Source organism: Nitrospira sp., assembly GCA_029194675.1.
Taxonomy (GTDB): domain Bacteria; phylum Nitrospirota; class Nitrospiria; order Nitrospirales; family Nitrospiraceae; genus Nitrospira_D.
Map to the genome: position 1 here is coordinate 241,659 of JARFXP010000003.1, position 24,132 is coordinate 265,790.

Annotated in this window: 21 protein-coding genes and 1 tRNA gene; 2 read left to right on the top strand and 20 right to left on the bottom strand. The window is 55.5% G+C overall.

Going from position 1 to position 24,132, the window contains the following annotated elements; translation table 11 throughout:
• Nucleotides 1-132 precede the first annotated feature (132 nt).
• From P0120_16080 to P0120_16110, 7 genes are read right to left on the bottom strand one after another with little or no spacing between them, the layout of a single operon-like run.
• The gene (locus P0120_16080; GenBank protein MDF0675831.1) at nt 133-1,359 is read right to left on the bottom strand and encodes a P1 family peptidase; all 1,227 of its coding nucleotides are present in this window, start codon (nt 1,357-1,359) and stop codon (nt 133-135) included.
• Nucleotides 1,349-2,746 (bottom strand): MBL fold metallo-hydrolase, encoded by a 1,398-nt coding sequence (locus tag P0120_16085; protein MDF0675832.1) that lies wholly within the window; start codon nt 2,744-2,746, stop codon nt 1,349-1,351. The genes P0120_16080 and P0120_16085 overlap by 11 nt, the downstream gene beginning before the upstream one ends.
• Nucleotides 2,743-3,597: a TIGR00730 family Rossman fold protein gene (locus P0120_16090; protein ID MDF0675833.1), complete on the bottom strand. Its 855-nt coding sequence runs from the start codon at nt 3,595-3,597 to the stop codon at nt 2,743-2,745. The genes P0120_16085 and P0120_16090 overlap by 4 nt, the downstream gene beginning before the upstream one ends.
• On the bottom strand, nt 3,590-4,087 hold the full coding sequence (locus P0120_16095) for a hypothetical protein (GenBank protein ID MDF0675834.1): 498 nt from the start codon (nt 4,085-4,087) through the stop codon (nt 3,590-3,592). Before P0120_16095 ends, P0120_16090 begins: the two co-directional genes overlap by 8 nt.
• Nucleotide 4,088: 1 nt before the next feature.
• On the bottom strand, nt 4,089-4,475 hold the full coding sequence (locus P0120_16100) for a hypothetical protein (GenBank protein MDF0675835.1): 387 nt from the start codon (nt 4,473-4,475) through the stop codon (nt 4,089-4,091).
• Nucleotides 4,472-4,987 carry a GNAT family N-acetyltransferase gene (locus P0120_16105; protein MDF0675836.1) on the bottom strand — a complete coding sequence of 172 codons (516 nt, stop codon included), beginning with the start codon at nt 4,985-4,987 and terminating at the stop codon, nt 4,472-4,474. The genes P0120_16100 and P0120_16105 overlap by 4 nt, the downstream gene beginning before the upstream one ends.
• Before the next feature lie 6 nt (nt 4,988-4,993).
• The gene (locus P0120_16110) at nt 4,994-5,602 is read right to left on the bottom strand and encodes a DUF502 domain-containing protein (protein ID MDF0675837.1); all 609 of its coding nucleotides are present in this window, start codon (nt 5,600-5,602) and stop codon (nt 4,994-4,996) included.
• 65 nt (nt 5,603-5,667) lie between these two features.
• On the opposite strand from P0120_16110, the gene P0120_16115 reads away from it, so the two are divergent.
• The gene (locus P0120_16115; protein ID MDF0675838.1) at nt 5,668-5,997 is read left to right on the top strand and encodes a Trm112 family protein; all 330 of its coding nucleotides are present in this window, start codon (nt 5,668-5,670) and stop codon (nt 5,995-5,997) included.
• Nucleotides 5,998-6,907: 910 nt separating this feature from the next.
• Here P0120_16115 and P0120_16120 read toward each other — a convergent pair.
• The 4 genes from P0120_16120 to P0120_16135 form a co-directional block, all read right to left on the bottom strand.
• The gene (locus P0120_16120) at nt 6,908-7,276 is read right to left on the bottom strand and encodes a hypothetical protein (protein ID MDF0675839.1); all 369 of its coding nucleotides are present in this window, start codon (nt 7,274-7,276) and stop codon (nt 6,908-6,910) included.
• An 87-nt stretch (nt 7,277-7,363) separates the two neighbouring features.
• Nucleotides 7,364-7,693 (bottom strand): hypothetical protein, encoded by a 330-nt coding sequence (locus tag P0120_16125; protein MDF0675840.1) that lies wholly within the window; start codon nt 7,691-7,693, stop codon nt 7,364-7,366.
• A 280-nt stretch (nt 7,694-7,973) separates the two neighbouring features.
• Nucleotides 7,974-9,263 (bottom strand): nitrate oxidoreductase subunit beta, encoded by a 1,290-nt coding sequence (locus tag P0120_16130; GenBank protein MDF0675841.1) that lies wholly within the window; start codon nt 9,261-9,263, stop codon nt 7,974-7,976.
• 98 nt (nt 9,264-9,361) lie between these two features.
• On the bottom strand, nt 9,362-12,799 hold the full coding sequence (locus P0120_16135; GenBank protein MDF0675842.1) for a molybdopterin-dependent oxidoreductase: 3,438 nt from the start codon (nt 12,797-12,799) through the stop codon (nt 9,362-9,364).
• 568 nt (nt 12,800-13,367) lie between these two features.
• On the opposite strand from P0120_16135, the gene P0120_16140 reads away from it, so the two are divergent.
• Nucleotides 13,368-13,442, top strand: a tRNA-Gly gene (locus P0120_16140).
• Nucleotides 13,443-13,539: 97 nt separating this feature from the next.
• Here P0120_16140 and P0120_16145 read toward each other — a convergent pair.
• From P0120_16145 to P0120_16185, 9 genes are all read right to left on the bottom strand, one after another.
• The gene (locus P0120_16145; GenBank protein MDF0675843.1) at nt 13,540-15,096 is read right to left on the bottom strand and encodes a hypothetical protein; all 1,557 of its coding nucleotides are present in this window, start codon (nt 15,094-15,096) and stop codon (nt 13,540-13,542) included.
• A gap of 24 nt (nt 15,097-15,120) precedes the next feature.
• Nucleotides 15,121-15,909 carry a DEAD/DEAH box helicase family protein gene (locus P0120_16150; GenBank protein ID MDF0675844.1) on the bottom strand — a complete coding sequence of 263 codons (789 nt, stop codon included), beginning with the start codon at nt 15,907-15,909 and terminating at the stop codon, nt 15,121-15,123.
• A gap of 81 nt (nt 15,910-15,990) precedes the next feature.
• Nucleotides 15,991-16,560: a type I restriction endonuclease gene (locus P0120_16155; GenBank protein MDF0675845.1), complete on the bottom strand. Its 570-nt coding sequence runs from the start codon at nt 16,558-16,560 to the stop codon at nt 15,991-15,993.
• Nucleotides 16,557-17,621, bottom strand: a complete 1,065-nt coding sequence (locus P0120_16160; GenBank protein ID MDF0675846.1) for a macro domain-containing protein — start codon at nt 17,619-17,621, stop codon at nt 16,557-16,559. The genes P0120_16155 and P0120_16160 overlap by 4 nt, the downstream gene beginning before the upstream one ends.
• A 15-nt stretch (nt 17,622-17,636) precedes the next feature.
• Nucleotides 17,637-18,287, bottom strand: a complete 651-nt coding sequence (locus tag P0120_16165; GenBank protein ID MDF0675847.1) for a DUF4433 domain-containing protein — start codon at nt 18,285-18,287, stop codon at nt 17,637-17,639.
• Entirely contained in the window at nt 18,284-19,642 is a 1,359-nt protein-coding gene (locus P0120_16170) for a restriction endonuclease subunit S (GenBank protein ID MDF0675848.1), read from the bottom strand. Before P0120_16170 ends, P0120_16165 begins: the two co-directional genes overlap by 4 nt.
• Before the next feature lie 3 nt (nt 19,643-19,645).
• Nucleotides 19,646-20,524, bottom strand: coding sequence for a DNA adenine methylase (locus P0120_16175; GenBank protein ID MDF0675849.1), 879 nt, complete (start codon nt 20,522-20,524; stop codon nt 19,646-19,648).
• A complete protein-coding gene (locus P0120_16180; protein ID MDF0675850.1) occupies nt 20,521-21,969 on the bottom strand; it encodes a hypothetical protein in 1,449 nt (482 codons plus the stop codon). Before P0120_16180 ends, P0120_16175 begins: the two co-directional genes overlap by 4 nt.
• Before the next feature lie 37 nt (nt 21,970-22,006).
• Nucleotides 22,007-24,115: a class I SAM-dependent DNA methyltransferase gene (locus P0120_16185; protein ID MDF0675851.1), complete on the bottom strand. Its 2,109-nt coding sequence runs from the start codon at nt 24,113-24,115 to the stop codon at nt 22,007-22,009.
• Nucleotides 24,116-24,132: the final 17 nt, after the last annotated feature.

Here is a 24,132-nt window from a genome sequence, read left to right on the forward strand (position 1 = left end):
TTTGGGGAGAGAGAATGTTGCGCGGGAAACATCTACAGACAGTTACGACTTGAGAGATTGATTCTCACGCTTTATAGCGTGGAAATCTTCATCATTCAAAGCGGTCCTTTCTTGACCTTGAAGTCACGTGACTCAATGACGGGCATCGAGCAGGAGTTTCTTCAAGCGATCAAGATCGATCGCTTCAATGCGGTGATTGTCGCGGCCGGTAACCGTGGTGGCCATGGTGAGTGCATTGAGAATGGCCTCTTCGGTGGCCTCGACCGTCGCTGCGAAGAGCGGATTCAGATGGGGGTCGGCGAGATGTGTCAAATTGTAGGTGGGAGCTGTCGGATAGTGTGGAATCACGTTGGCGGTGGAGAAAGCCAGTATGAAATCCCCGCTTCCGTGGCGCACAGTCGAGCCGGTGCGGGCCAGACCGAGCGCCGCATGTTTGGCCAGCCTGGTGAGCTGCCGCCCATCAAGCGGAGCATCGGTAGCGATCACGATGATGATGGAGCCTTCGCTCTGGCCAGGCACGACCGCTTCGGAGACCTGTTGCGGCGGATCATAGAGCTTTCCGACAGGGACCCCAGCAACCACCAGTTCCGGTTTTCGTCCGTGGTTCGCGTTGACCAGTACTCCCACCGTATAGCCACCTTCCTTCTCGGACAATGTTCTCGATGACGTGCCGATGCCGCCTTTGAACCCATAAGACACCATTCCCGTGCCGGCGCCGACCGTGCCTTCGCCAACCGGCCCGCCGCCTGCGCCATCGAGCGCGGTCATCACGTCTTGCTCCGACACGTGACGCCCCTGAATGTCGTTCAACCTTCCATCGTCGCATTCAGCTACAACCGGTGTAAGCGTATCGTCCTCGATCCCGATCGCCGGATATTGCTTGATCATCCAACTCATCACGCCGTTGGCCACGCGTGGAACGTTGAGCGTATTCGTGAGCGCGATGGGATATTCAAGAAATCCTGACTCGGCCACCCAGGCGAGGCCGGTCATCTCACCGGTACCATTGAGAACGAACGAGCCTGCCGGAACCTTCTTGTGCCAGACGTCGTCGCGTGGAATGATGACCGTCACCCCTGTGCGAATGGGGCCCTGCCCTGGCTTTAAAGGCCCCTCGCCGGAGATCAACGTGGTATGGCCGACCTTTACGCCTGCAATGTCGGTAATCGCGTTGAGGGGGCCAGGCGGATACTGTCCGACGGCGATCCCCAAGTCACGCAGACGGTGGCGTTCTTGTTTCGGTTCTGCTGCGGCGGTGGAGAGACAACCAGCAAGCAGTGCAGCCGCGCAGGACAGCACCAGCAGCCTAGCCGCCTGCCGACCACCCACTCCGACGAAATGTAGAGACCTAGATGTCATGCGTACTGCCTTGATGGGGAATCCGTACATCGATGGTCGGGTGTTCCGCGTGGATTGCTGCACCGAGGGAGAGAGCCTGTTTCTCTTCGCCGTGTACGATGAAAATGGTGCTGGGTCGTGGGGTGATGGCTCGCACGTAGGCCAGGAGATCATTCCGATCGGCATGGGCCGACAGACCATTGAACCTGACGATCTGAGCCCGTCTTGGCGTTGGCACGCCGAAGATCGGGACGACGTCCCAGCCTTCGACGAGCTTGCGGCCGAGCGTATGTTCCGCTTGAAAGCCGACAAACACGATGATATTCGCCTCATCTTGAATCGCATGTTTGAGATGATGAATGATACGACCGCCCTCGCACATGCCCGAAGAGGAGATGATGACACAGGGTCCGCGCATGGCGTTAAGTCGCTTGCTGTCCTCAGAGGAAGACACAAAATGGATGTAGCGGGATGAGAAGACATCTTCACCGGATGAGAAGGTCTTGATGGTTTCGTCGTCATAGCATTCAGGGTGTCGCTTGAACACTTCCGTGGCTCTGTCGGCCAAGGGCGAGTCGATGTAGATCGGGACCGGGTCCACGCGGCCTTCACCGACGAGTTCCTTGATCCGCATGACCAATTCCTGTGTCCGCCCCACGGCAAAGGCGGGCACGAGGATCTTGCTTTTGTGCGTCCGCGCATGGTCGAGCAGATCCTGCGCTTTCTTCTTCATCTCCTCGCCGACCTGTTCATGCATTCGGTCGCCATACGTAGACTCGAGAATCAAAACGTCGCAGGGAGGCGGCGGTTCAGGATCGCGCAAGATAGGCATATGAGATCGACCCAGATCTCCGCTGAACAAGACCGTGGTGGTATTGCCGCGCGCCGTATATTTCACTCTGGCGGCAGCCGACCCCAAGATATGGCCGGCGTCGTGAAACGATGCGGTGATCCGAGGCGCGATCTTAAGCTGATCGCCGTACCATTCTCCCTCGAATCTCTTAACGATCCTCCGCACGTCCTCCCTGTCGTAAAATGGTCGAATGCAGGTTTGCCCACGTCTGCGCTCCTGTTTGTTGACATACCGGCAGTCGTTTGCTTGCACACGAGCTGAGTCCTCGAGCATGATGCCCGTGAGATCGGCCGATGCTCTGGTGAGGTAGACTTTCCCAGAATAGCCCTGCCGCGGCAAAACCGGGAGGGCACCCGAATGGTCGACATGGGCGTGCGAGAGCAAGACGGCGCCAAGAGATTTCGGCTCAAACCCCAAGTCGCGGTTTCGCCGGACCGCTTCTTCTCGCCGGCCCTGAAACATTCCACAATCGAACAGCAGCCGGAAGCCCGGCACCTCCAGCATATGCCGACTCCCTGTGACCGATCGAGCGGCACCATAGAATGAGAGTTTCATGTCGTGGGCACTCCATTGTGGCGTGCGATCAGGTCCCAAGCCTCCTGAGCCGTCTCAGCGTGGTGAAATAGGGTGAGGTCGGTCTGCGTGATGAGACCATACTCAACGAGCAGTTGCCAGTTAATCACGCGCTCCCAAAAGTCCCGTCCCACCAGGACAACGATCAGGCTTTTGGTTTTACCGGTCTGGAGCAGAGTCAGTGTTTCAAACAATTCATCGAGCGTGCCGAAACCGCCTGGAAAGGCGACAAGTGCTTTCGCACGAAGCAGGAAGTGCATCTTCCTGATGGCAAAATAACGAAACTGAAAACTGAGCTTGGGTGTGATGTAGGGGTTTGGTTGCTGTTCGTGCGGCAGCTCAATGTTGAGCCCGATCGATTTGGCATTCACGTCACGCGCCCCGCGGTTGGCCGCCTCCATAATGCCTGGTCCGCCACCTGTCACGATGACGTAGTGACAATGACCGCCGATTTGACAGGTCGACGACACCAACCGGCCGAATTCTCTGGCGACGTCATAATACTTCGCCAGTTCGAGCCGCCGTTTGGCGATACCGACTTGTTGTTGGCGAAAGCGATCGTTCGGAGCTTGAGCTGCTGCTTCTTCTGCGATGAGAAGCGCCTGTTTCGCGACAGCCGGTTCTTGCAGTCTGGCGCTCCCAAATACAACGATGGTGGATTTAATATGTTCTTCTTTTTGGATCAGTTCGGGCTTCAGCAGCTCAAGCCCGATTCGGACGGAGCGAAGCTCGTCTCGCTGAAGAAACTCGGTGTCCTTATCGGCCGGGATATATGAAGAAGAGCGGCCACCGTCATAGAGGTGGGGCAAATGGCCGGATGCTTCCTCATCCATGGTTGGCCATTATAACGAGGCCACTGAATGGTCGCAATTCGTGGGGAGAGGACAGCCGCAATGGTTGGAAGGGATAGGGATGAAAGGGAGGCCTGATGAGGTGCCGCTGAAATCCTTGTTGCAACACAACCCACGTCGGATCACACAGCACTTCAAAGGTGTCCACGCCGAGTCCCGTGCGTGAAAAGATCAAATCAGGGTCCACTGGTGTCCAGGGTTTCGCCAGCCAACCCAAATTGACCCGTGAGTATTTCAGGTCAAGGAACCGATAGGTAGCCACAACTCCCGTACCGGAATCGGTAATCGAGTCAGGCGCTCCCAGCTTGGCCACAACGTCAGCTAGGGTCGTGTGTCCCGGAACAATGAAGGCGATATCCGCTGGAGTAATGGGCGTGTTGAGGGTGATTCGGACGACATTACAGCCAAGTGGGGACAAGCCGAGGATCGCTGCCAGAAAAAAGGCGCAGATGTCTTTCCAGTCGTTGGTCACATCAATCCCCAAACGGCCAGAATCGGAACTTGAGGTCCTTCGTCCGGTTCGATGAAATCACATCTTCGACAATCCCATCCCGGTCGAGGATGACGAATAGATCGTCGCTCTTAATGGAGAGGCGCGTGAAATTGAGGGCGATCAGCAAAAGACTGCCTGCCTTTGCATCGTAGCGATAATACTGAAAGACGTCTCGGCCATTGAGGGCTAGTAGCCGATCCGGGGCTCCTAGGAGGTGAAGCACCTCTTCCTTTGTTGTAGTACCTTTCTGAATAGTGCCGACACGGTCGGATTGGACTTCGTCGCCTAGCGTCCCTCGACTGAAGGCGCAGCCTTGAAGCAACGAGACGAGCACTAAAAGAGGAACCAAGGAGTGACCGAGTTTCATGGCAACTCCTTGTCTATTTCTGAATGGATCTCCTGCCCCAGGACGAAATCTTGCTCGAATACCGTATATACTGACGGGGTGAGTCCCAGACGCCGGTACACTGTTTGAGCCCTGCGATTCTCCCGTTCCACGTACAATCTGAGCCCGCAAACTCGTGGATCCGTCTTGGCTCTGACGAGGATATGGTCGTGCATGGCTCGAAACACCCCCAGGCCACGGCGATGCGGCTCGACATAGACGCTTTGGATCCACCAAAAGGCGCCGTTCCGCCAGTCGCTCCATTCGTAGGTGATCATGAGCTGGCCGACCGGCTTGCAGCTTTTGTCTTCTGGAAGTTCGGCAACGATATAGAATCCATACCCGGGGCTTTCTAAGAGTGCTTGGGTCCCTTGTCGCAATGTTGGAAGATCGAGCTGACGATGCTCTGTTTCGAGTGCCATGGCGGCATTGAACATGACAATGGTTTCTAAATCGTCCTGACATGCCGGTCTGATGCGGATGCGCTCGGTCATGCTGGATCACGAGTGGAGCGATTGGGATGCGTCAAGCCATCCGCGCTGGGGTCTATAGAATCCGGCTGAAAATTCCATTTTCATCGCATCTTCAACAGGAAGATTGATCGGGCGGAGCACATGCTCCGGGATAAAGGCAAGAAATCCTGTAAGAGGGTGGATGGCGGTGGGGACGAAGACCATGAAGAGGGTGCGGGATGGTTCGACCTGAAGGGATGGGGGCGCCATCCCCATGACGAATCCCAATGCCCAGCATCCATCACGAGGGAATGGAAAGGCCACCACTTTACTGCGACCAAAGCGAGACCGGAAGTTTAGAACATCGGTCATGCCTTTCAATGTGAGGTAGATGCTCTGCACGAGTGGGATCTGTTCAATACGGTGTTCCAGCCTTACTAACAAGCCTTGCCCGATGACATGATCGCCGATGAGGCCGACAACAACGAGAAGCATGACCAATAGCAGTAGGCCCAGGCCGGGGACTGGATCCGACATGTATCGGCCGACTACCCCGTCAAGGGTGGTGAACAGAGTCGAGAGAATCAAGAATGTGACCCAGGCCGGGACCAAGACGATGAGACCTGTCATGCACGTCTTCCAAATGAATTTGATCATGACGAGACATCCTTCTAGAAAGCAAGTCGAGTGTATCAGAAATGGCGGAGCATGAGGAGTTCCTTATGAGAGAGCTTGCGCGAGATATCTCTTTCGATTATTCTACCGGCGTCACACACGGGAGGGCGATGACCGTGAGCATTGATAAAGAGCTTTTGGCAATCCTCTGTTGCCCGGATACCAAACAGGCGGTAAGTCTGGCGGAGGAGTCCCTCATTCAGAAGGTCAATGCCGCTGTGGCACGAGGCGGAGTGAAGAATTTGGGGAAGCACCCCGTGGCTGAAGAGCTCGACGGCGGCCTGATTCGCTCCGACCAGAAGATCCTCTACCCCATCCGTGACAACATTCCGGTGATGCTGATCGAGGAAGGCATTCCGCTCGAACAAATTCGTTGACCCAGCTGGCGACGTACTTCGTCCTTCTCTGCAGCAGTGGCATTGGGTCAAGAGTCACGCGACTGTGCTCGTAGAGCGCTGCTCCATCCCTTCTAGAATTTCTAGAGTGTCCCAGTCATGTCGGTCTACGGTCCTTACCGTCTCTTGCGATGCGGGACATAGGCGGTCGGGCCTTATACGGGCGACTGGTTTGGTGTCGATGTTTGATCAGTGGAGAAGGTGAGCAGGTTAGATATCGCCCTGTCGGATGCTCCGACCGGTGATGGATTGATACTTGATGAGGCTAAGGAGCGACAATTTGAACAGTCTTGTCGCTATTGTCAGTCTTTGAGCCCGTCGAGGTTCCACAATGGATACAAAGATACTCATAAAGATTTCCACTGGGTAGAACGAGCAGAAGTCGTTCTCTCGTCGGGGTGGCTATGCGGCAGCGGGGGCAGAACAGGAGGGAGGCGTTGAGAGAGCCGAATTGACCTTGTGAGGTTTCTGACGAAGCGCGAGGTTGGCTGCTGGGAACCCGGTGAGTCGCGGGGAGCCATGGAGGACCTGATCTGGGTGTACGCATGAGTTTATATTAGTGAGAATTGTAAGTCCTGGTCAAGGGTTAATCAATTTCAACCGATGGGAGAATGACAGTCGGTCTGTCAATCAATGTTTGCCACAACAATGGGTGGTTCGGACGTCGCTTTGGGAGTTGTGATGCCACCCGAGATATCCCGAGATATAGGGAGAAGTGATAGGATCGATCGATCCAGATGAGAGGGGTGAGCTAGTGGAGCATGGCGTACCCTTCGACCGCCAATTGATCTGGTGTCACACGGCCGATTCACATTGCTCCACGGTTGACTGGGAAGGCAAGGCTCATGCGACGACAGGAGAGATAGGCACCGCGCTGTGATAAAGGACCAGGTTATACCGTGGCCTTGGCGGACTCGATCTCAGTTGCTGTGATGAGGCCGGAGAGGTAATCGGCAACGAAATTGAGGGCTTCCTCCCGTCCGTCGGCTCGGCGTCCTTTCTCTCTTCGCTGTACGGATAGTTCATGATCCAAATCTGATTTGACTTCCCCCAGGATTCGCTGGAGGGAGGATGGCGTAAGGTTGGTATCCATGTCCTCCAGCTCCTGACAGCGATCGAGAACCCAGTTGAGGCCTTCAATACGCCCGGCGTAATGCTCCTGCTCGGCGGTGTCGATCCTTGCCATCGCAGTGGCGAAAGTCTGTGCTTCGTAAATCAAATTGTAGAAACTGGTGACGCCTCTTTGTAACGATGGATTCATAATACTCCTTATACTCCTTCTCGTTTGGATGAGACGCAATTATACATCAGATTCGAGTGCGGACAAGGAGTATTTTTAGTTGTCATTCTATGTGAACAGGAGGGAATGGAACTCGTTCATGAACCCGTAGTAGAGGGGTGCAAAATCTTTCAAACAGCCCGGGCTCGTTTCCTTCAAACGCTTGAAGAAGAAGACCTGTGTGCGTGGATCGAGTTGCTCCAGGAGTTGGCTCAGCTGAGCCATGGAATAACTGCCGGCGGGCACGCTGAGGACATAGTGCACAAGGCGCTCGACGAATTGCTGAGCGACATAATCACTATGCAGATAGCCATCTGGGAGTTTACCGGAAGCGAGAAACTCATCAAATGGGATGGCCTGTGCAGCAAAGGGAACTGATTGCTGCTGATGTGATGTCACGCCGGGAGTGCTCCCCAGTTGAATAGCAAAGACGCCATAAGTAAAAACTGTACTGGACGCTATCCATCTCGTCAAGTGCGCAGAAGATGCAGTGGTGATGAGCCAAAAGATAGATGTTTCGGCTAGATCGGCTCTAGGACTTTCTGCAATACGCACGTAGGTTGTAGGCAGTCACATGGGTGCTTGCTGAACAAAGCGGAGGCTGGCTGTCCTGAAACAAGCAGGGGGCGGCGTCCTTCGACGGACACCGCCCCCTCTGAGCCTTGCGCCCGAGATCGAGCTACAGCCAGGTCACCCGTTCGGCGGGCCGGATGTAGATGGGCTCTTCGACCTGAATGCGGGCCACTTCTTTCCCCGACTTATTGAAGCCCAACACCGTATCGTTGTACATCTCGAACCGCTTCCCGTGAATCTGGGTTTCGAAGACTTTTGGCCCCGGAATGACGTCGTAGCGGAAGATGATCTGCTGACTGGCACGCCAGAGCTGGAGCACGGCCAACAGTTCCCGACTGGGCACCAAATACTTTTCAATGGCATTGTCCACGCCGGGTCCGAACATCTGCCGGGCATAGCCGCGCGGGCTGTGCCGGGGCGGGATGTAGTACCCATTGGGCTCCGTTCCCCACTGGGGATACAGCGGCAAGGCCACTTGCTCGACCCGAATCGCATAGTAGAGCGGATGCCACCGGTCTTCGGCCCACAGCCCATCCTCGCCGATCCGCACCAGGCTCTGCATGCGGATCTTCCCGACGCAAGCCGCCATGCAGCGCGTTTCCATCGGTTCGCCGCCGGTGAGCGGGTCCTTCCCTTCGATCCGAGGATAACAGGCAATACACTTCTCGCTGACCCGCGTCGTCCCCCGGTACATCGGCTTCTTATACGGACATTGCTCGACACATTTCTTATACCCCCGGCAGCGGTTCTGATCGATCAGGACGATCCCGTCTTCCGGGCGCTTGTAGATGGCCTTGCGCGGGCAGGCCGCCAAGCAGCCGGGATAGGTGCAGTGATTGCAGATCCGTTGGAGATAGAAGTAGAAGGTCTCATGTTCCGGGAGGCTGCTGCCGGTCATTTTCCAGGGTTCATCCCGAGAGAAGCCGGTCTTGTCGATGCCCTCGACCAGGGCACGCATCGAAGTGGCCGTGTCTTCATAGATATTGACGAACCGCCATTCCTGGTCCGTCGGAATATAGCCGATCGCGGCCTGACCCACCTTGGCCCCGGCATCAAAAATCGTCATCCCTTCGAACACCCCGTAGGGGGCATGGTGTTTTCGCCCGACGCGGACGTTCCAGACCTGCCCACCCGGATTGACCTGTTCGATCAACTGCGTGATTTTCACGTCGTAGAACTGCGGATACCCGCCATAGGGTTTGGTTTCCACGTTGTTCCACCACATGTATTCCTGGCCTTTGGAGAAGAGCCAGGTCGACTTATCGGCCATGCTACAGGTTTGACAGGCCAAACAGCGATTGATGTTGAACACAAAGGCAAACTGCCACTTCGGATGCCGTTCCTCGTAGGGATACAACATCTTGCGTCCCAGCTGCCAATTATAGACTTCAGGCATTGCGGTGCTCCTTTCAGTGCTGCGGTCGGTGTTCTGAGTGCTGCGTGTGGTCCCGAGCTTGGGCTCCGGACTCAGCACTCAGCACCCAGCACTGATGTTTAGACTTTGATCTTAATATGTTCGCCTTTGAGCCACTTGATCATAAACTCGTTCTCTTGCCCGGGCGTAAAGCCGGTCCGTACCGGTTCCCACGGCCCCCGGCCTCCGATGCCGCCGTCTTCCGCCTTGGTGATGCGGATGAGACATTCCTTCGGCACGGTATTGACCGCATGGTGGTCGATTTCAAACCCCCATTTCATCCGGAGCCCGCCCGCATATTTGCCGGGCAGCGAGTCGGTTTGATGCATCGGCATGAGCCAACTGCGCGTAAAGGACTGTTGCGCGCCATACCGGAAGTTGGACTGGTAGCCGGTATCGATCGCAATGGCGCGGCCGTCCGGCCTCGTTTCATGGCCCTTGACCGACTTGGGCGTCGAGACGAAGGGTGCATGCTTGGCCATCGTGACATGGTATGGATAGGACGGGTTGTACTTCGCGCGAATCATGAGACGCGCCACTTTGTAGTAGGGATCGCTCGGCTTCCAGCCGCGGTAGGGGCGGTCGACGGGATTCCCATCGATGTACACATAGTCGCCGTCGTTGATACCACGGTCCTTGGCCGCTTGCGGATTGATATGCACTTGATGCTCGCCGACACCCGGTGTCCGTTTGTCCATGCGGTAGGGATCGCCGAAGTTCGACTCGTAAATCTGCACCCAGTCGTTCACCGACCACTGACTGTGGACCCGGTGCCGGGTCTTGGGCGTCACGCAGTAGAACTGATAGCCCTTCTCCCACAAGGGGTTGCTATGACGCTTGATCTCCGCCCAGGACAGCTTGATGTTCCGAATTGTCTTGTCGTCGTGGTGCTGAGCCGTGATGGGAATGCCATAGTCGTCCGGCCGCACATAGGGGTTCGTCGTGAAGATGGCGTTCGGCAAGTAGGGGGTCGCCTCCGGCCCTTCGCGATGCACCACGAAGTTTTCGCCGTACTCGATGGCTTCCGGTTCGATGCGATAGCTCTCGATGCGCCCGGATCTGGTCCACTGCGGTTTCGACTCGTTGGTCTCTTCCCAGAGGGGATGTCGAGGATAGGTGCGGACCATCACCATCCAGCCCTTTTCAGACTTCAACAGCACGTCGGCACTGTACCCGTACAGGGTGCTGGATGCATCCAGGAGCCGCTGCGCATACACGTCCACTCGATTCTGATAGACAAAATGGAAGACGTCTCGCATGCGGCTGTCCCCCGTCATCTCGGCCAGCTTCGCCGCTACCCCCGCAAACGTATCCGCATCGTTCCGCGTGTCGTACAACGGACGGATCCCTCCTTTCCAGATCTGGATCCATGGATTGGAGACTGTGGCCGTCATCTCCGGGTAGGTGAACTCCATCCAGGAGTTGACGGCGAAGGCGATATCGTTGTGGTTGACGTCGGACGTCATTTCGATGTCCTGCGTCATCAGACATTCGATGTTCGGATCCACGTTCCGCACCATGTCGTAATGGTGCTTGGCGTTGTTTAAGATGTTGACGTTCACGACCCACCGGATCTTACTGGGGGTCGGCATATGGGTCTTGCCGGTAAACACCTTGCGGCCATACTTCGGGGTATTGACGATCAAGGCGGTGTCGCCATGGTTCCAGTACCCGGGCTCCTCGCCGTAATAGTAGTTGCGGTATTTGATTTCTTTCCCATGGGCATTGGCATCCAGATTGAGCCGCCAGGGATCTTCCGAGAGATGCACACCGGAGCCGACACCGGACCAGGGCGTGGCATTCCAAATCCCCACTTTGTAATTGCCGGACCAGGTATGGCACCCGGTCCCGAATTTGCCGATATTGCCGGTCAAGGTCGTGACGAGGGCGGCAGCTCGTCCGGTTTCCGTCATGTGGAAATAGTGGCAGACCCCCTCGCCATTGTGAATCGCGGCAGGCTTGATGGTGCCGGAGTCGCGCGCCCAGCGGACAATCAGGTCTTTGGGCGAGCGGGTGATCTGATGCACGGTATCCAGGTCGTAGTCTTGGAGGTGGATCAGGTACATCTGGTAGATCGGCAGGGCGTCGATTTCGCGTCCGTTCAACAACTTGACCCGATAGGTGCCGGTCAGGGCCGGGTCAATCCCGCTTTTTTCGAAATGCCAGCCGACCTGCTCACGATGGAGCGGCACCGCCTGTTTCTTGGCCAGGTCCCACACCATGAACCCTCCTAAACGTTCAACCTGATCCGATTTCAACGATTGGACCCGACCCGAGTAGCTGTGTGAAAAGTCGGGAAACTTATAGTCCGGCACGACATCCCGAGGGTCCAAATACTGGAGGGTATCGGTGCGCACGAGCAGCGGCATATCGGTAAACTGCTTGATGTAGTCGATGTCCTGCATGTTCTCATCGAGAATGATCTTGCAGGCCCCGAGGAACAATGCACCGTCCGATTGCGGGCGCAGGGGAATCCAGTAGTCGGCTCGAGTAGCCGTCGGGTTGTACTCCGGGGTGATGACCACGATGCGGCAGCCGCGCTCGATCGATTCGAGCTTCCAGTGGGCTTCCGGCATCTTATTTTCCACGAAGTTCTTGCCCCAGCTCGTGTTCATCTTGGAGAACCGCATATCACTCAAATCGACATCGCAGTTTTGTGTGCCGTTCCACCAGGGCTGCGAGGGATCCTGGTCGCCGTGCCAGGTGTAATTGTTCCAGTAGCGTCCCCCTTGCGCCTGATCCGGACCGACCTTGCGAATCCAACTGTCCAGTATCGGCAGGACGCTGTTATTGAAACGGGTATTGGAGTGTTTGCCGATGAATCCGAGAATAGGCATACCGGCGCGGTGCTTGAAGCAGCGCACCCCCGCCCCCTTCATCATCTCGATCATCTCCGGCGCATAGCCCTGTTCCCGAAGCCGCCGGGCGCCGGCTTCGCCGCTGTACCGCGTGCCGATGACGATCATCGCCTTCGCCGCATAGGTAAAGGCGGTGTCCCAGGAGACCCGCAGCATGTCGTCCAAGAAGCGGCTGTCGAATTTGTACTTGCGCTTGGATTCCGGGGTCAGCTCCGGCGAACCGTCATCCATCCACTGTTTCCACCCCTTCCGCATTAAGGGCCCCTTCAAGCGATAGGGCCCATAGACGCGGCGATGAAAGGTAAAGCCTTTCAGGCACATCCGGGGGTTATGGGCGAAGGTCCCGCGATTGCCGTACAGGTCTTCATACGTTTGGTGGTCATAGTTCTGTTCCACCCGCATGACGACGCCGTTCCGCACAAAGGCTCGGATGCGGCAGGCATGGGTGTCGTTGGGAGAGCAGACCCACGTAAAGGATGAATCGTACCGATATTGGTCATGATAGACCCGCTCCCACGAGCGGTCCGGATAATCCCCCAAGGGATTGCCGACTTCGATCACGGGCTGGAGCGCCGTCAGCGCCAGAACTTTGTCCGCCACCGCCGCAGCCGCGACGGTGCCGGCAGAGACCTTCAAAAATTGTCGACGTGACAAGAACATTGTGGATACCTCCTCAACGTTTATGAACTTGAACGGGCTCGGTTTCCCTGTTTGATTTTCATATTTGCCGGAGAGATACCGGCAATAATCTGCTTTCGCTTAGTCTGAATCATGGGCGACTGAAACTGATACCTCTGGCTCCTCACCGACCCACCACTTAAAAAACGTGTCTCACACCTGACTTCACACCCAGTGATTCATTTGGAAACTTCCGCAATATCCAAGCCATGTTGGTCGTACGTAGCTTTTTCGCTCATTGACCTCTTAAGTTAATGAAAAGAAATCGATCTTGCTGGATTTGGTTCTAGGAGTTTGAAGACAGATCACGGTAAGACATGAGTAGTAGAGGTTACATGGTTTTGTAGTTGAGACTACGACATACGCTGTCTTGTAGTTATTATGCTTTAATATCGCATAGTTTTCTGAACACGTGCTGTCAGTAGTAATGGCAGTTACGGATAGGTAACGCTTTGAACTTGGTAACTTCCATTTTTGCTTTACTCACAGCAGCACCCTGGCTTGACAGTGCTCAACGAGGTCAGTACACTCCGCACCTCAAACCTCGTGAGCGGGAATAGCTCAGTGGTAGAGCATCGCCTTGCCAAGGCGAGGGTCGAGGGTTCAAATCCCTTTTCCCGCTCCAAATCTCTATAAGCCGCGTCGGGTCGAACGCGTGACCTGTTGAGGGTACTCGATCTTCACGGCTGACTCTTCGCATATTCCTTCCGAACGAGATATTCCTACGGTGTAGCGCTCGGAGAGCGCTCGTACGTGATCCGGAACACGGTATCCGTTAGCCAGCGCTTGAAGGACTCGTTGTCCATGAATTGTTTGAATAGTTCCGTGTCGTCCTTGAGGACAGCAGTCATCACGCGCGCGAGCGCCTTGTCGTGCTCGATACGGGCGTTTTGCTTGTCCGAATTCTGCTTCGCATTCTGATATGCATCGTCGGCAGCAATACGATTTGGAATGTCCTCAGTGATGAGCTTATGCACACGGTCGGCATCGGTCCAGGGAATGCTGCCGAATTGATCATTGAACGTCTTGAGAATGTTTGACAGCCGGTCAAGTTCCGGTTCGGCTTTATGGCCTCCACCGGTCATCGGCACCGGCTCAATTTCCGCGTTCTCGTCGGGCAATTGAATCTTCATCGCTGCCTGCTTCTCAACCCGATAACTGTCCATGTCGATGACTTCCAAGATCCCCTTGGACAGATCCTCTTCCTTCGGCGCAGGCAGCTTCGGCACGAGGAATGTCAGGAAGATCGACAGCTTCTCCCACTCCGCGTTGGTATAAGGCAGGATTGAAGAGAGGAAACCATAGGCGCGGAGAAACCCCTTGGCCTTGCCCTTGAAATCCACCTGCCCGTCTTCATCGAGCTGCTGCTTGTACACGGCGACAGAGGCATCCAGGATCGGATCCAGTTTGTCACGGTCGGCTCCGCCAAGATACAGGACCACGAGCTGATCGATCTGCTCCGGAGCATACACTTGATGACCGTCGAGCGCGGACTTCAGGTCGTGCAGTTTGTTGGGATCGGTCTCTTCGGCAAGGATCGTCGTGCGGTAGTAGTCGGCGAAGGCCCCTTGGATGGTGTCACTGTCGTTCATGAAATCGAGCACGAAGACATCATGCTTCTGCGGATGGGCACGATTCAGCCGTGAGAGGGTCTGCACGGCCTTGATCCCGGAGAGAATCTTGTCCACGTACATCGTGTGAAGCAGCGGTTCGTCGTACCCAGTTTGGAACTTGTCAGCACAGATTAAAAACCGATATGGGTCCTCCTGAATTTTGTCTGCGATCTGGCTCGATGGGAAGCCGTTCAGCGATGCCTCCGTCACCTTAGCATCGCCGTACTCGTATTCACCTGAAAAGGCCACAATCGGCTTGTACGGACTCTTCCTTTCCGTCAGATAACTGCGGAAAGCGTGAAAATACTGGATGGCTCGCTCAATGCCGCTGGTGACGACCATTGCCCGCGCCTGCCCGCCGATCTTATTCAGCGCCAACACCTGCCCATAAAAATGGTCCACCATAATCTCCGCCTTAAGACGGATGGCGTGATCGTGACTTTCCACATACCGACGAAGCTTTTTCTTGGCCCGCTTGGTATCGAACTCCGGATCGCCCTCGATCTTCTTCACGAGCTTGTAGTAGCTCTCAACCGGCGTATAATGCATGAGCACGTCGAGAATGAAGCCTTCCTGGATCGCCTGCTTCATCGTGTAGCTGTGGAATGGACGGTGGCGGACCTTCCCTTCGGCATCGGGCAGGAGCGCCTCGCCGAAGATTTCCAACGTCTTGTTCTTGGGGGTGGCGGTTTAGGCGAAGTAGCCGGCGTTGGGCAAGAGCTTCTTAGCCTCCATGATCCGGTTGATCTTGTCCTCAGTGGTTTCGTCCTCCTCCTCGGCACCAGCGGCAGAAAGCGCCATGCTGACCGCTGCCGACGTGCGACCGCCCTGACTCGAATGCGCTTCATCGATGATGATCGCGAATGTCTTCCCGCGTTGCTCGCTCCCGATCTCGTCCAGGATGAAAGGAAACTTCTGCACCGTGGAGATGATGATCTTCTTCCCCTCGGCGATGAACTTCCGAAGGTCTCCAGAATGCTCGGCATGCCCGATGGTCGCTCCCACCTGAGCAAACTGTTTGATCGTGTCGCGAATCTGTTTATCGAGGATGCGCCGATCCGTCACCACAATGATCGAGTCGAATGCCAACGCGTCATCTTTGCGCAGGCCGATGAGTTGATGGGCAAGCCAGGCGATGGAATTGGATTTGCCGCTGCCGGCTGAATGTTGGACCAGATACCGTCGCCCTACACCATGCTGCCCTGCATCGGAAAGAAGCTTGCGTACTACGTCGAGCTGGTGGAAGCGCGGCCAAATCTGCACCGCCTTCTTCTTACCGGTCTTCTCATGCTTCTCCTCGACGATCTGCGCATAGTTCTCAAGAATATCGGTTAGCCCGTCACGGGTGAGGATCTTCCGCCATAGATAATCCGTCTTAATGCCGTAGGGATTTGGTTGATTGCCCGCCTCATCGTTCCAACCTTGATCGAACGGAAGAAACCACGAGCCTTTCCCTTTCAGATGCGTGCAAAACCGCACCGCGTGATCGTCCACGGCGAAGTGAACGATGCAACGTCCAAACTCGAAGAGTTTCTCGCGTGGATCGCGATCGCGTTTGTATTACTCGACGGCGTCCTCAACCGTCTGCTTGGTGAGGCTGTTTTTTAGTTCAAACGTGGCGATCGGAAGACCATTGATGAACAGGGCAAGGTCGAGCGCCCGCTGTGTTTCATCACGACTGTAACGGAGTTGACGTGTGACAGAGAAACGGTTGGCGGCGTATAGCGCCTCGGCCTTCTCATTGCCTGACGAGGGTGTACCGAAGAACAGCTCGATATGATGGGGGCCGTCCTTCACGCCATGTCGCAGTACGTCGATCACACCTCGCTTTGAAATCTCGCCCTGCAGTCGAGCCAGAAACCGACGCCTCGTCGGGCTGTCGTTATCGAGATCCAGTGCTTCAACAAGTTTGGGCTGGGTAGTCTGGAGAAAGGCGCGGAGCTGTGAAAGATCGACGCAGAACTCGCGGTCGTAGTCTTCGGCTTGGCCGAGAAGCCATCCCGTGCCGCCATATCGTTCCCGAATGAGGCTAATGCCCTCGCCAGGGGGCGGCGCTTCACCGGCTGCTTGGCCAGCCATTGCCGTGACGATGAGGCTTTCAAGACCCTTCTCGCTGGTATCGGTCTTCACGCGTGATGCGTGGCAGATTGAGCGGAGAGCCACCCCTTGTCCTGAAGCACATGCCAGGCGAGAGTAAGCTGTTGGGGTGAGAAACGTCGCTTTCGCTCGCTCCATCTAAATGTCGCTGTCATAGCCTCATCCGGTGTCAGAGCGCCTTCCTGTGTTGAAACCCAATGAACGGTGGAGAGCAACTCAAGGCCGAATGGCGTCTCGAACCCTTTGACGAGGTCGGCCACCCGCTGGAAGCGACGTTGCGTATCCGGATGTCCTTCCAGAAACCGTTCTGCATCGGCAATAGCTCCCGGCACGAGTTCGAGGGGCTTCTCGGGGGCGTCCACTCCGTTGGTATACCCGGAGGTGAGCTGTCCTTCCACGCTCAAGAGAAGGTGACGCAGGTTCTCCGCATATGGTCCATACGGAGCTTTCACATATCGAAGTCTAAGAGATACCTCTCCCGCCACCTGCATGAAGTACAGAAGTTTGTGCACTTCCAGAAGACTGACGAAGGGATCCATGAGTCCCGCGAGGTACCGTTGCATCAGTACAACTAATGCCGCTCGTGCGGCGGTCATCTTCGGGACAGGCTGGGATGAGGTCGAAGCCACAGAGGCGGGCGTACCAGCAGGGCTGAAGAGCAACACCCGCACGTCCGGCACGGCCGACAATGCCTGCTCGATTCGTGGCCGCACGTCGGCCCAATCAAGTCCGCCCTGTCCGCACCCGAGCGGGGGAATCGCGATTGACCGAATTCCTAGCCTACGGATCTCCACCACAAGCGCAGCGAGTCCGGATTCAATATCGGATAGTCGGCTCTTCCCCTTCCAATGACGCTTGGTGGGGAAATTGATGATGTATCGTGGGTTCGCGAGGCTGCCGGTATCGAAGATAAACATGCGCCCAGGATGCAACTCACCACGCTTGCACACCGCTTCATAGGCCTTGAAGTTGTCAGGAAAGGCTTTGCGGAACTGGAGGGCGACTCCTCTACCCATGATCCCGACACAGTTAACCGTGTTGACCAATGCTTCAGCATCGGCAACCAAAATATCGCCAGTGGTAGGTTCAATCATGAAGGAGGCTCCTCTTCAATAATACCAATGGCTAAGAATAGCAACAGGTGGCCTGTGAGTCGCACCTTCTAGCGCCGCCTCTGCCCGAGTCTTTATACCCGCTGAATAAACCCCAATCCGGCAAACCAATTGCCATGGGAATGACTCATGAATAAGAAGTTCTGCTTGCTTACCTTCTTTCACCTCAGAGGAACGGAAATCGGTCTCAGCGACAGCTGCCCAGTTCACTCGATGGAGTTGATCAAGCCCTTCACAAATCTCGACATAGTAAGAACCAGCGTTGGAAAGGCTAAAAGCCCACCGGCGACCTTTGTTCTCAGCCCACTCCACAACTTCGTGCAGATCCGCCTCTAAATGAACAATCGGTTCTTGCCCACCACGATACGTCAGATCTGGATGATTGGCACGATGAATCAGGTACAGCATCACAGACCGTGGGCAGAAATAAAATGGAACGTAGTCGCCGACTTTGGTCCCAGGGTGACAGAGCACATGGATTTCTTCGACTCGCCGCTTCTTAATGGCAGACATCCCGATCGCGACGTTTGGCCCGCCTCGTTCAAGCATGGTGGCGTCAGAGACAAGCTTACGATCGTTCACGATGGCAGCCAGGTTATCCACATGCGTGATGTGGTAAATCTTCGGCTCCGCCGGAACCGCACTCACGCCTCAGCCTCTTCAGGAACGTCATCGAGAGTGGAAGCCTCCGTCTCTTCGTCATCTTCCATAGGAGTTTCTGCTTCATCGAGCGATTCAACCTCTTCAGTCTCATCCGGCAACTTGGCCGCCGCCTCGCGCACATCGAGCTTGCCGGTGACCACATCGGCGATCAAGCGGGTGCGGTATTCATGGAGGAGGGCGATTTCACGGCGGGTCCACTCAACGGCAGTCGCAAGCTGGGCTGTTGCCTCGTCAATATGAGCCGCAAGTCCGTCCTGCTCAGGCCGGCGCGGCACTGGCACCCAGAGATTGAGTACCCTCTCAACGGCGAGACCCGGTTGCGCGGCTGCGATCGAGTACTGGTTCAGGTTCATTGCGCGAAGAAGCGCCGCGAGCCAATCCAGGCAGTGATTGTCCCGCAGTGTCGTCACGACGGCGTGTTCCGAGGCCCAAAATGGGCCACGTGCCACATGCACATTGCCGCACAGTGCTCCTTGGCGTCCGATAAGTACGAAGTCACCATCATGGGTGTAGCGTGACGTGAAGCCGCGGACGCCGTTGCCCCCATAGACGGGGTAATTGCCGGCAGGCTCGATAGAGATGGCTGTTATTCCATCACCGCTCTTCATCGTGCAGACTGTCTTCAGTCGTCGCACCTCCCAATGCTCCGGTACGTCACCAAGCCATTCGACGCCGGATGGCTTGAGTCGAACGTTGGGGTCGAGGCCGCGAGTGACGGCGCGGTAGATCATGACCTGCTTCTGCTCTTCCAACAGCTTGATCAGTTTCTGCTTGGCGTGGATATAGCGCTTGATCTGCAGGTCCGCATGGTCGAGAAAACGAACAATCGCGGCTTGTTCATTTGACGGTGGAACCGGTGAAGGCATCCGCTTGAACTCTTCCCAGTAGAGCCGGTTCCTATCCTTGACGATCCCGTGTGAGAACTTGTCGACCTCGCCCATGTAGTCGTCGGTTCGGAACAGATTCAAGTAAAATCTCGGTTCGACCCCTTGTAACGGCCGGGCGACGACGTATGCTGGACTAACTAGGCCATCGGTCGGTGCCATTCCTATTGCACCCTGCCACATTCGCATCATGTTGTAGGCAAGATCGCCCTTACGAGCTCGCTTGTACTTGTCGCGATCAGACATCACCTGCTTTCGACCGCTCTCTTGAAAGTTTCGCACCTTGACGCCGGTCTTGAGTGAGACCTCCAAGATCGGAAGATGAGCGAATCCCGTCTCATTTCGCTGTGCAAATAGCCCACCATTGCGTGCGATGCTCCACATCGAAGGTACTTTGCCCAGCCACGGTACTCCGGAGTCTTTATAGGCGGGATAGGGTTTGAGAGTGGTTGTCATGGGTCACTCTCCATGCTGAACTGCACACCACTTAATAGCATTGGAGCGCTGTCTCTCGGGGAGCTGCATCCACCTAGGGGTGATTAGGATTTCTTTCCCGCACCGTCGCTCTGATGCAGAGTATCGAAGTGAAAAGTGACGGATGGTAGCCCAATCAGCATACATCTCGCGTATCTCTGGGCACTCATCATAGGTCAATACCCATGCTGCTCTGCTCATGTTGCGTAATTGTTTAGCCAGCCCTTGGTGATAGGCGTGATCGAGCTTGTTCAGATACAGCGTTTCCCCTTTCGCATAGTATGGGGGATCGATAAAGAAAAACGTCCTGTCCCGATCGCGCCCCTCGATGAACTCGAGAGCATCCATCTGTGAGACATATATTCGGTCACGGTATTCTGCCACCTTCGCACACCGGGCTCCCAGTTCCGGCTTGTTGAATCTTGCGTCAAGCTTCCATCTTCCTGTTTGCTTAACACCACCTATCGGACCGCCGTTTATGATGATCCCAGAGCGGTTGCAGCGGTTGAGGTAGAACGCAGCAAAGCCCCTGCGAAGCCGAGAGACACCGCTACTGCATCGGTAAGTATCTCGCTGCCGATGCCACTCAGCCATACTCACACGGCTGGAACGTAGCATTACCAAGAATGGCTTAGGGCGATTTACAATTGACCACCAAAAATCGTGAATGGCGGAATCAACATCGTTAATATGGATCTCGTGTGTTTCCTCTCGATACAGCAATGACAGGGAGGCACCAGCTCCGCCTGCAAAGGGCTCGGCAACGGCACGATCACCAAGCCGATTAATTGTCCGGATACTGGTAAGCAAGTCGGTCATGGATGCTTTGCCGCCCGGATAGCGAAGAGGGCTGGAGTTTTTCATTCAGTACCGTCCTCTAAATCCCGCTCTAACATCAACCGAAAGAGCGACTCGGTTCGCAGCCAAAACTGGCGGATATCGCGCTCCCCTGGCAAATCCGAAGAATGAACGAATGCATGCAGGTCGCTGATTGTGAATGGTGCGGACGCGTCGTACTTGATTGCCTTCTCAACGGTCGCCGCCTCGCGGGCCGAGAGACGGTCCTTTGCAATTCGCGCAATCTCAGGAATAAGCTGCTTCATCGTCGGGACACCGAATGGTAACTTCCCGTTCACTTTCTTCTCGATCTTGGCAATGATGTCATTGAGTTCACCGACGCGCTCAAGATAATGAAGAACGGACAGTTCGAAGAAGACGCGAAGCAAGACCGCGCCAGCGTTCGGGAAATCTTCTCGATTCAGCCTTGTCAGTTCACGCCGAATATCGATAAGCCGGTCATTCCCATGGCGAATTTTGAAATCTTTCGGAAGAACCGTCTTGCTCTCCAGTTTGGACGTCTTGGGCGCCACTTTTTTGACAGGCGGCTGTGATGATACCGTCTGACCTGTGATGATGTCCGACGGAACAAATGATCCCTGCTTCTTCTCCGGCCTATCTTTCGGATCCCACCCCTCGAAGTAAGCGCGGATGTGTTCGTTCGTATTCAATGATCTGGAAGATTGCTTCCCTAACGCGATGTCAGTAACCAACTTGGTAAAACCGCGGAGGAACTCATTTTTGGCGGTGTTGCCTCGCAGGCCATATTTAGGGTCAGTCTCCACATGGAGATATTCACGCCCAACGGATGAGTCGAACACACGCTCAAGGGTTGTGAATAGCTTTGCTGTTGGTCCATCAAGCTTTGCTTTCACCTCATCTGGAAGATCAAGAGATCTGGCCATGTCGGCAACTGCTCTCGTTTGGCGAGCTTGTTGAATATCCGCTGCTGAGAATCCAAGTTCGTCACGAAGCGCATCGTTGTCATATCCTTCCGCAAGCTTGTCGAGGATGAAACTCGCACGATTCTCCGCCCGCCATGCGAGTACCGGTGTGCCTATATGTCTACCTGCGATCTGACGATCGGTAGCCTTACGACTAGGAGCAATTGTTACTGGAATGTTGGCAATCAGGTTTGGATCCACGATTCGGCGGGCCAGGCGTTCGACCTGTCGTTGATATGTACCCTCAAGCAGGGCAGGCTCTCGTAATGCTTTCAACGCCGCTAGGCGGCGGTTACCTTCGACTACGACCAGTCGTCCATCTTCCTTCACAGCAAGAAGTGGCTCGTTAGGGAAGTATCCGCGAGTCACGATGCTATCGGCTACCTCCATTGCCTTATCATGCTCGAAAAGATATTGAATGATCTGGCGTGGCGCCTGAGCTGTGTGCTCTCGACCGAGCCGAGGATTCTTCGTGTCGAGATGGAGATTCGTTGGCGACAGGGACCTTGCCTTCCAGTTCGCAGCCATTTAATCTTCTCCTAATTCTCCGGACTCAGGGTAGCAGTCATGCCTTGCCTCCCCCAACAATCTCACCCAGCAGTCCCTCTGTCTCCTTCTCCAATTTCAGGATGTCGGCTCTGATTTCATGAAGTGATCGCAGTGGTTGCGGCCTGTAGAAGTAGCGGGTGAAGTTGATCTCGTAGCCGGTTTTCACGCTCTCGGCGTCGTACCAGGCATCGGTCGCGTGGGGCAGAACTTCTCGTCGGATAAAGGCTTCGATACCGCCTTCCTCCAGCAGCGGGATCTGCTCCGTATCGCGGAGTACCGTATCGGGCTCGTACTCAACCACGCATGGCTTTCCATCGAGTGTGACCTCGAAGAGCCCGCGCAGCGGATCAGGCTTGGAACCCCTTTTATGCACTTTCTTGATGACAGGCAGCGCGTTCTCATCCCGCTCGGCAGTCTCCCTCAGTGCCTTAATCTCTTTGGGTGTATAGGCTCGGGTCGGATCAATGCCCTTGAGCCGGAGCGGCCGCTCGACCGTGACCTTCCAATAGCCAAAGGCGGCGTTGGGGAAGATTTTCGATTGCTCGGTCTCTTTGAATTCGAGAAAGGTCTGGCAGATACGCTTGATGTTGCCATCCGATAACTCGCAGTTCTTTTTGCCGAGGTTCTTACGGAGCGGCTTGAACCACTGTGTCGCATCGATAAGCTGGACCTTGCCCTTGCGATGATCCGGCTTTCGATTGGTCAGTATCCAAATGTATGTCGCAATGCCTGTGTTGTAGAACATGTTGAGGGGCAGGGCAACGATGGCTTCAAGCCAATCATTCTCGATGATCCAACGGCGAATGTTGCTCTCGCCCTGGCCGGCATCGCCGGTGAAGAGCGACGAGCCATTGTGCACCTCGGCGATACGGCTTCCCAGTTTGGTCTTGTGCTTCATCTTGCTAAGCATGTTGGCCAAGAACAGCATCTGGCCGTCGCTGGAACGAGTCACCAGCGAGTACTCGGCCTCTCCTGCGTGCTGAATGATGAAGCGCGGGTCCTTGAGGCCCTCCTTGCCGCCCATCCGTTCGAGGTCGCTCTTCCAACTCTTGCCGTAGGGTGGGTTCGACAGCATGAAATCGAATTCGCGCGATGGAAAGGCATCGTTCGAGAGCGTCGAGTGCTCCGGCCCCCCGATGATGTTGTCCGCCGCTTCGCCTTCTCCCTTGAGCAGCAGATCGGCCTTGGCGATGGCATAGGTCTCGGCATTGATCTCCTGACCGTAGAGGTGAGTCGCCACCTTCTTCTTGTGCTCCCTCGCGAGTTGCTGAAGCGTATCTTCTGCCACTGTGAGCATGCCGCCCGTGCCGCAGGCCCCGTCATAGAGCAAATAGGTACCAGACTGAATCTGTTCGGCAATTGGGAGAAAGATGAGCTTGGCCATCAGTTTCACGGCATCGCGAGGCGTCCAGTGTTCGCCGGCCTCTTCGTTGTTTTCCTCGTTGAACCGGCGGACCAGTTCTTCAAACATCGTCCCCATCGCATGATTATCAAGGCCCGGATGCTTCACCGATCCATCAGGGTTCTTGACGGGATTGGGGCTTAGGTTGATATCCGGCGAGAGGAACTTGTTGATTAACGTACCGAGGGCATCGGCCTTTGAGAGGCGTGGGATTTGGTTTCGAAATTCAAACTTCTCCAGGATGTCTTGGACGTTGGGAGAGAAACCATCCAAGTAGGCCTCGAAATCAGCCCTGAGCTGCTGCTGATTCGCGCGGGCCTTGAGATCGCGAAGTGTAAACTTTGACGTGTTGTAAAAATCCTGACCTGCCGCCTGACGCAACGCCGGATCTTGATGAACGACCTTGGCCTTATCCAGCGAGGCCTTCATATCCAGCACGGCTTGCTTGGTCGGCTCCAACACGGCGTCTAATCGGCGAAGCACGGTCATCGGCAGGATGACATCGCGATATTTCCCACGCACATAGAGATCGCGCAGCACATCATCCGCGATTCCCCAAATGAAGTTTGCAATCCAGTTCAGATCACCATTGCTCACGGCCATAATCCCATCTTGGGCAATTGACAGATGTTTCTTGAGGATCGGTCGGGTACTCGGCGCGCGCAAGGATACCGGCTTTCGGAGAGTCGAACAATAGGGAGCGCGAAGGCCGACAACGATCACTCGTCAATTCCATCGCC

What these genes read in the sequence shown, in the direction of transcription:
- P0120_16080 (MDF0675831.1), bottom strand. Translation starts at nt 1,359, where the DNA reads ATGACATCTAGGTCTCTACATTTCGTCGGAGTGGGTGGTCGGCAGGCG.
- P0120_16085 (MDF0675832.1), bottom strand. Translation starts at nt 2,746, where the DNA reads ATGAAACTCTCATTCTATGGTGCCGCTCGATCGGTCACAGGGAGTCGG.
- P0120_16090 (MDF0675833.1), bottom strand. Translation starts at nt 3,597, where the DNA reads ATGGATGAGGAAGCATCCGGCCATTTGCCCCACCTCTATGACGGTGGC.
- P0120_16100 (MDF0675835.1), bottom strand. Translation starts at nt 4,475, where the DNA reads ATGAAACTCGGTCACTCCTTGGTTCCTCTTTTAGTGCTCGTCTCGTTG.
- P0120_16105 (MDF0675836.1), bottom strand. Translation starts at nt 4,987, where the DNA reads ATGACCGAGCGCATCCGCATCAGACCGGCATGTCAGGACGATTTAGAA.
- P0120_16110 (MDF0675837.1), bottom strand. Translation starts at nt 5,602, where the DNA reads ATGATCAAATTCATTTGGAAGACGTGCATGACAGGTCTCATCGTCTTG.
- P0120_16115 (MDF0675838.1), top strand. Translation starts at nt 5,668, where the DNA reads ATGAGAGAGCTTGCGCGAGATATCTCTTTCGATTATTCTACCGGCGTC.
- P0120_16120 (MDF0675839.1), bottom strand. Translation starts at nt 7,276, where the DNA reads ATGAATCCATCGTTACAAAGAGGCGTCACCAGTTTCTACAATTTGATT.
- P0120_16130 (MDF0675841.1), bottom strand. Translation starts at nt 9,263, where the DNA reads ATGCCTGAAGTCTATAATTGGCAGCTGGGACGCAAGATGTTGTATCCC.
- P0120_16135 (MDF0675842.1), bottom strand. Translation starts at nt 12,799, where the DNA reads ATGTTCTTGTCACGTCGACAATTTTTGAAGGTCTCTGCCGGCACCGTC.
- P0120_16160 (MDF0675846.1), bottom strand. Translation starts at nt 17,621, where the DNA reads ATGATTGAACCTACCACTGGCGATATTTTGGTTGCCGATGCTGAAGCA.
- P0120_16170 (MDF0675848.1), bottom strand. Translation starts at nt 19,642, where the DNA reads ATGACAACCACTCTCAAACCCTATCCCGCCTATAAAGACTCCGGAGTA.
- P0120_16175 (MDF0675849.1), bottom strand. Translation starts at nt 20,524, where the DNA reads ATGAAAAACTCCAGCCCTCTTCGCTATCCGGGCGGCAAAGCATCCATG.
- P0120_16180 (MDF0675850.1), bottom strand. Translation starts at nt 21,969, where the DNA reads ATGGCTGCGAACTGGAAGGCAAGGTCCCTGTCGCCAACGAATCTCCAT.